Source organism: Lactobacillus sp. ESL0684, from assembly GCF_029392675.1.
GTDB lineage: Bacteria > Bacillota > Bacilli > Lactobacillales > Lactobacillaceae > Lactobacillus.
Genome location: NZ_CP113941.1, coordinates 1,881,756 through 1,889,244 on the forward strand (window position 1 = coordinate 1,881,756; position 7,489 = coordinate 1,889,244).

Annotated in this window: 6 protein-coding genes; all 6 read right to left on the reverse strand. The window is 38.2% G+C overall.

The features are described from left to right. Positions 1 to 104: 104 nt before the first annotated feature. The 6 genes from spxB to rpmH all read right to left on the reverse strand — a co-directional run bounded on the left by spxB (position 105) and on the right by rpmH (position 7,027). Positions 105 to 1,910: a pyruvate oxidase gene (gene spxB / locus OZX56_RS09185; protein ID WP_277139695.1), complete on the reverse strand. Its 1,806-nt coding sequence runs from the start codon at positions 1,908 to 1,910 to the stop codon at positions 105 to 107. 274 nt (positions 1,911 to 2,184) lie between these two features. After that, a complete protein-coding gene (mnmG, locus tag OZX56_RS09190) occupies positions 2,185 to 4,083 on the reverse strand; it encodes a tRNA uridine-5-carboxymethylaminomethyl(34) synthesis enzyme MnmG (RefSeq protein ID WP_277139696.1) in 1,899 nt (632 codons plus the stop codon). A gap of 9 nt (positions 4,084 to 4,092) precedes the next feature. Then, entirely contained in the window at positions 4,093 to 5,478 is a 1,386-nt protein-coding gene (mnmE, locus tag OZX56_RS09195) for a tRNA uridine-5-carboxymethylaminomethyl(34) synthesis GTPase MnmE (protein ID WP_277139697.1), read from the reverse strand. 114 nt (positions 5,479 to 5,592) lie between these two features. Then, positions 5,593 to 6,459: a membrane protein insertase YidC gene (locus OZX56_RS09200; protein WP_277125312.1), complete on the reverse strand. Its 867-nt coding sequence runs from the start codon at positions 6,457 to 6,459 to the stop codon at positions 5,593 to 5,595. A 1-nt stretch (position 6,460) separates the two neighbouring features. After that, on the reverse strand, positions 6,461 to 6,829 hold the full coding sequence (gene rnpA, locus OZX56_RS09205) for a ribonuclease P protein component (RefSeq protein WP_277139698.1): 369 nt from the start codon (positions 6,827 to 6,829) through the stop codon (positions 6,461 to 6,463). Positions 6,830 to 6,886: 57 nt separating this feature from the next. Continuing rightward, a complete protein-coding gene (gene rpmH / locus OZX56_RS09210) occupies positions 6,887 to 7,027 on the reverse strand; it encodes a 50S ribosomal protein L34 (RefSeq protein WP_003549412.1) in 141 nt (46 codons plus the stop codon). Positions 7,028 to 7,489 lie beyond the last annotated feature (462 nt).

The window sequence follows — 7,489 nt, forward strand, 5'->3', positions numbered from 1 at the left end:
TTTAATCCTCCATATCAAATATTGTCTCTTAAATATTATACTTGTAAGACAGAAAAAAAGCGAAACTTTCAATAAGTTTCGCTTTTTATTTTACTAATATTAAATTAGTGTTCTGAAGCACCTGAAGTAGTATCTGGTTCTTCTTCTGGTTCAGCTTCTTCTTCCTCTGAAGCGCCTGAAGCAGTATCATCAACTACACCATATTTTTCAGCAAAGTAGCTAAATGGCTTCAAGTCTTCTGCTTGATACTTCTTAACGAATTCTGGATCATCAAGAGTGTTCAATTCAGTTGAGTATGGCATTTCGTGAGTCAACTTAACGTCGATTAACATTGGGCCATCCATTTGCTTGAATTCCTTAACTGCGTCTTCGAATTCCTTCTTAGTACGAGCAGTTACACTCTTAACGTTCATACCTTCACCAACTTTAGCCCAGTCGTTATCTGGCATGATAACACCTGACAATGGTTGGTGTGATTGGTCAACTTGTTCAGCTTCAATGAAGCCCAAAGTTTCGTTAGTGAAGACAACGTTAAGTACATGCATGTTGTAACGAGCTTGAGTTAACAATTCTTGACTCATCATGGCAAAACCACCATCACCGCCAAGGTTCCAAACTTCACGCTCTGGATGAGTAGTAGCAGCAGCAAGTGAAGCTGGAGTACCAAATCCCATAGTTGCGTACAAGCCTGAAGTTGCCCAAGTTTGTTCATCATGCAAGTTAACTAAACGTTGGAAGTTAATGTTAATGTTACCAACATCAATAGCAAACATTGCATCATCATCAGCGTATTTATTGATTACGTCAAAGATTGGCTCTGGACGAACTGGCATTTGATCTGAATCAACAAAGCTTTCTTGCCATTCATCCCAGTTTTGACGGTCTGCAAGAGCAGCCTTGTAAAGTGGTGATTCTTCACGGTCTTCACCAGCATCAATCATCGCTTGCAAAGTCTTAGCACCATCAGCCAGAATCGGTACATCAACTGCATGACGTTTACCCAATTTTTCAGAATCAACATCAATTTGAATAACCTTAGCCTTTGGATTAAAGAAGAAGACTGAGAATGGAGAGTTGTTACCTACCCAAACTACCAAGTCAGCGTGCGTTTGGATATCATCACTGGCCTTAGGAGCAACACGACCAATTGAGCCCATGTATGCAGGGAATTTATCTTCAACAACACCCTTAGCAATAACTGATGAAAGTAGTGGAGTCTTGAACTTGTTAGCAAAGGCCTTCAAAACATCGCCATGACCCTTAACACCAACACCGTAGTAGACAACCGGATTCTTAGCTTCTTTAAGCAATTTAACAGCTGCATCAACTGATTCTTTCTTAGGTGCAGCGTAGTTAGGAATTGCTTGCAATGAATCATAAGTTACACGGAAGTTGTCATTAATCTTGTCCCAACCAAAGTCTTTAGGCAAGATCAAAACAGCTGGACCCTTCTTAGCGTATGCTTGACGAAGAGCTTCATCCATCATCCCTGGAATTTGATCTGCTGTCTTAACTTGATGGTTCCAAACAGCAACAGCATCAAACCATGGCTTTTCATCAAAAGCTTGGAAGAAATCGATGTCTTGACGACTAGTAGGAACGTTGGCAACAATCGCTACCATTGGAACCTTGTCGTACTTAGCATCGTACAAACCATTCATCAAGTGAACGGCACCAGGACCTGCAGAACCGAAACATACACCAGCATTACCAGTGAACTTGTATTCAGCAGCTGCGGCTAAAGCGCCAGCTTCCTCATGACGAACTTCAATATATTTTAACTTACCCTTAAAGTTGTGGATAGCGTTCATTGTTGAGTCGAATGAACCACCCGGAAAACCATAAATATGATCAATATGCCAGTCAAGCAAAACTTGAAGCATAGCATCTGAGCCATTAATTTTTGTCATCTTAAGTGCATCTCCTTAAATAATGTTTACTTACATACTGTATTAAAACATATAATTTCACAATTTCAAGTAACTAAAATTTGTTAATCGTGCAATATGTAAGCGCTTTGTAAAGATATTAGCTTCACAATATTGAGCAGCTATGATAACGCTTATACGTGATAGCAATATTCTCACTTGTGATTACTTGATCATTTATTGGATTTTTGTGTATTTTTTAAATAATTAATTTAACTAAAATATTTTTCGCCTTTTTCAAAATTTTAGACTAATTTTAATCTTTTATTTTTTCATAATGACCATTTTGAACATAGACACTTAAAATTGCTAAATCAGCTGGATTAACTCCAGAAATTCGTTCTGCCTGAGCTAAAGTCTCCGGTCTGATTTTTTCAAATTTTTGTCTAGCTTCTGTTGCCAGCCCATTAATTGCCTGATAATCAAGGTCTGCTGGAATCTTCTTGGCTTCTTGACGATGAAGTCGATCGATTTGTTGCTGTTCTTTTTTAATATAACCAGCATATTTAACATTAATTTCAATCTGTTCTTTAACATAGCGATCACTAGAAATACTAGTTCCACTTAGTTGCTCAATATCCGGTATCGTAACCCGTGGTCTACGCAGAAAAGCATCTGCTTTAAGTCCTGCCTTAAGCTCATCTTCACCAATTCCTTGTAAATACTCCTGCACCTCTTTAGTTGGATGAATCGTAATTGATTCAAGCACACGTTTAGCTTGAGTAATCTGCGCTTTCTTAGCAGTAAATTTGGAGTAGCGCTCTTCAGAAATTAACCCCAGTTGATAGCCATAGTCAGTTAAGCGCAAGTCAGCGTTGTCATGACGCAATATTAACCGATACTCAGCCCGCGAGGTTAATAATCGATATGGCTCTTCAGTTCCCTTAGTAACTAAGTCATCGATTAAAACGCCAATATAAGCCTCATCCCGACCTAAGGTAAAACCAGCTTTACCAGCCGCACGCAAGGCTGCATTAATACCTGCAATTAAGCCTTGACCAGCTGCTTCTTCGTACCCTGAAGTACCATTCATCTGTCCAGCAGTGAACAAATTCCTAATGTTTTTAGTTTCTAAAGTATGCTTCAATTGCCAAGGATCAACCACATCGTATTCAATCGCATAACCAGGTCGCATTAGCTCCGCATCTTCAAGTCCAGCAATCGAATGTAACATTTTGAGCTGAATTTCCTCAGGCATTGAAGTTGAAAAGTCACCAACATAAACTTCATTAGTATCCTTACCTTCTGGTTCCAAGAAGATTTGGTGACGTGATTTATCAGCAAACCGAACTACCTTAGTTTCAATTGAAGGACAGTATCTAGGACCTACACCCTTAATTTGACCTGAAAACATTGGTGATCGTGTCAAATTTTCGTTGATAATCTGATGGGTCTTCTGGTTAGTATAGGTCATCCAACATGAGACCTGCTCTGTGAGATAATCTTCATCCCTACTAGTAAAAGAGAAATGTCGTGGTTCCTCATCCCCTGGTTCTTCTTCCGTTTTTGAATAATCGATTGTGTTACCGTTGACTCTGGGAGGCGTCCCTGTCTTAAAGCGACGCAATTTAAATCCTAAATCTTCAAGGTTTTCTGATAATTTTATTGCCGGAATTGTGTTATTCGGTCCAGATGAATAATTCAACTCGCCAATATAAATTCTACCTCGTGCTGAAGTTCCTGTAGTTAAAACCACACTTTTAGCTAGATAACTAGCACCAGTGTTGGTAACCACACCTTGACAAACGCCATCTTTAACTAATAACTTATCAACTGTCGCTTGGCGCAAAGTTAAATGTGGTGTATTTTCGATTACACTCTTCATTTGCTGATGATACTGCCACTTATCTGCTTGGGCCCGCAATGCACGTACAGCCGGACCTTTACCCGTATTTAACATGCGCATCTGAATATAAGTTGCATCGATATTTTTCCCCATTTGACCGCCTAAAGCATCAATTTCGCGTACAACGGTCCCTTTAGCTGGACCACCAACAGAAGGGTTACATGGCATAAAGGCCACCATATCCAAACTAATGGTTAACAGCAAAGTATTTTGTCCCATCTTGGCACTAGCAAGAGCTGCTTCACAACCCGCATGTCCTGAACCAACTACGATTACATCATAGTCATTCGAAGAATAATTCTTAATCATCCGTCTCTCCTATTTACCTAAACAAAATTGGCTAAATAACTCGTTGACTAATTCATCAGGGCTACTTTCACCCGTAATTTCACCTAAGGTATCCCAAGCGCCATTCAGATCAATCTGTACAATGTCAACTGGCACCTCATCATTAACCGCTATGATTACATCCTCAAGCTGCTTTTTGGCTTTTTGCAATAATCCGACTTGTCGCTGATTAGTCACTAATACTTCATCATTAGAATTTTCGATTCCATTAAAAAATAACTGCTTAATTGCGTCTTCAAGCTGTGTCAAATTCTGCTCTTGCAAAATTGAAGTGGCAATAACTTCGCTAGCTGTTGTTGTCTCAAGCTCTTCCTTATTTAGCTGCTGACCTAAATCAGTTTTATTGAGAATAATAATCCGTTTCTTATTAGCTGTTGCTGCAATTAGTTCTTGATCAGCTGGAGTTAAATCATGACTAGCATCAAGCAATAATAAAACTAAATCTGCCTGATCTAGCGCCTTTTTCGATCGTTCAACGCCAATTTTTTCTACCTTATTATCAGTTTGCCGAATTCCAGCAGTATCGATTAATTTAAGAGGAACGCCCTTCACTGAAACATACTCTTCCAACGTATCACGCGTAGTCCCAGCAACATCAGTAACAATTGCCTTATCACTTTTAGTTAAATAATTAAGCAAAGACGACTTTCCCACGTTAGGTTGCCCAATAATTGCTGTAGCTAAGCCGTTGCGCAAGGCAGTTCCTTCACTAGCAGTCGTTAATAACCGTTCTATTTTAGCAATAACTGATTTAGATACACCAGCCATTTGCTTAGCTGTAATCGTATCAGCATCATATTCTGGATAATCAATATTAACTTCAACATTAGCTAAAGTATCCAAAATTTCTTGCCGCATTGCTTGAATCTTGGTCAATAAGCCACCCTCAAGTTGCTTTTCTGCTACTTCACGTGCCTTATCAGTTTTGGCCCGCACAATATCCATCACACTTTCGGCTTGCGTTAAATCAATGCGTCCATTCATAAAAGCCCGTTTAGTAAATTCACCAGCATCAGCCATTCTAGCGCCATGACCCAGCAGTAATTGTAAAATGCGATTAGTCACTACAATCCCACCATGGCAATTAATCTCAACTATATCTTCGCGAGTAAAAGTTTTTGGTGCACGCATTACCGACACCATGACCTCATCAATCACTTGCTTAGTTTCAGGATCAATAATATGCCCATAATTAATCGTGTGACTTGGTACCTTTGTTAAATTCTTACCTTTAAAGATTTGATTAACAATTGGTACTGCAGCCTCACCTGACAACCGCACAATCGAGATACCGCCCTCCCCAATTGGAGTTGAGATAGCAGCAATCGTATCGAATTCAGTTAAAGTCTGAACCATGATTTTCTCCTTTTAATAAAACTCAATCAAAAAAGCGCATTATAACACCACGAATAATTCGTGATGTATAAAGCACTTTGACTACTTTATCTAAAAATCACTTTAGATTAATATTTACTTTTTGCGTTTTAACCGTTTATATGTTTTACGCAGCTTACGCTTGCGTTCGCGTTCTTTTTCGGCCTTAGCTTCTTGTTCTTTACGATATTTAATCGGATTTTGCAGAATGAATGTCTGAATCAACTGGAACAAATTAGAAATTACCCAATATAAAATAATTGCTGATTGGAAGTAAATTCCCATTACCCCAACCATAATTGACATACCATATGTCATAAATTTAGTAGATAAGTTCTTGGATTGTTGCGGCGTAGACATTTGACTGATGTAAGTCGATAAGAAAGTTAACACCATCGACAAAATCGGCATAATAAAGTAAGGATCTGGTTTACCTAAATCCATCCATAAGAAGTGTCCAGTTTGCAGCTGTGGTGTTCGCCAAATTGCACCATATAAAGCATACATAACTGGTAGTTGAATAATCAGCGGCAAACAACCAGCATACGGATTAATACCCGCTTCCTTATACAGCTTATTGGTCTCTTCAGACAATAAAGTCCGCGATTCAGTATCACTACCAGGATATTTTTTCCGTAATGCATCTAGTTCAGGCTGAACGCTCTGCATTTTCGTAGTACTCTTAATCGACATGGCACTAAGCGGATATAGCAGCAGACGTACAATTACCGTAAAGACAATAATTGCCCAGCCATAACTATTCCCCATAATCTTAGCCAGCCACAGCAAGAAAGAGGACATATAATAAATAACCCAGCGATCCCACCAATTACCACTTGTATGTGAAATCGGCGTTGGCTTAGCAGCCGTATTACTACATCCAGTCAAGACAACAGCTACTGCTACTACGGCAAGCACTGCCAGTAAACGTTTGACATTCTTTTTAGTTAAAATGTCCTTCACACTAATCTTCCTCATTTTCACTAGGTATTTCTTCAATAATGTTGGCCAAATAAAGTACATGCAATAAATGTTTTTGTACATCAGCCTTCTTAAAATTACGTGCATACGGTCTAGCAATTACCAAAAAGTCGATTTTTGGTTCAATTGCAGTCTTATTTTCACTAATAACTGCCCGTATATAACGCTTGAGTCGATTACGAACAACAGCAGTATGAGCAACCTTTTTACCAACAGAAATCCCGACTCTAAAATGCTGGTTTTCCATTCTATCTATTTGATAGATCACAAAAGCCCGATTAGCAACTGAATTACCGGCTTTAAAAACCCGCTGAAAATCATTTTCTGTTTTAACTCGATAGGACTTTCTCAAAACGCTTCATTCCAATTCCACTATTGAATACTAAAAAAACCACTGGGATTCAGTGGTTTAAGCAGATAAGACTTTTCTACCTTTTGCACGGCGTCTAGCTAAAACCTTGCGGCCATTAGATGTGCTCATCCGTTTCATAAAGCCGTGAACGCGTGAACGGTGACGCTTTTTAGGTTGGTAAGTTCTCTTAGTTGTCATTAAACTACACCTCCAATTTGTGTAATTACACAATTTAGTATTAAGGATAGCATGATTACGAATAAAAACCAAGTCTAAATATTAAATAAATCTATTACAACTTGGATTTTCACTGTAAAAATTTTATTACTTGTGCAAATTTCACCTAACTAATTTATCCACAAAATCAAAATACACAATATCTTTCACAGCTTTTTCCACAAACAACAAGCTGTGGAAAAAGATATTCACACTATGTTGATATTATGCTTGAATTAATGGCAAAGCTCTTGCAAACATTGGTAAAGTTATCAACAATACAAGTTGACTATTAATAATATTTTCGAGGATTTTCAATATTTTTGAGGATTATTTGTAAAACTTTATCCACATCTTGTTAATTCTTAATTTCTTTTATTAACCTGTGGAAAACATTTTTATTAGATGATAGAATAAATAGTGCTTAAACTTATTGGAGGAATT

Bases quoted from the DNA above. Each gene is read 5' to 3' on its own strand.
- spxB (WP_277139695.1), bottom strand. From the start codon at position 1,910: ATGACAAAAATTAATGGCTCAGATGCTATGCTTCAAGTTTTGCTTGAC.
- mnmG (WP_277139696.1), bottom strand. From the start codon at position 4,083: ATGATTAAGAATTATTCTTCGAATGACTATGATGTAATCGTAGTTGGT.
- mnmE (WP_277139697.1), bottom strand. From the start codon at position 5,478: ATGGTTCAGACTTTAACTGAATTCGATACGATTGCTGCTATCTCAACT.
- rpmH (WP_003549412.1), bottom strand. From the start codon at position 7,027: ATGACAACTAAGAGAACTTACCAACCTAAAAAGCGTCACCGTTCACGC.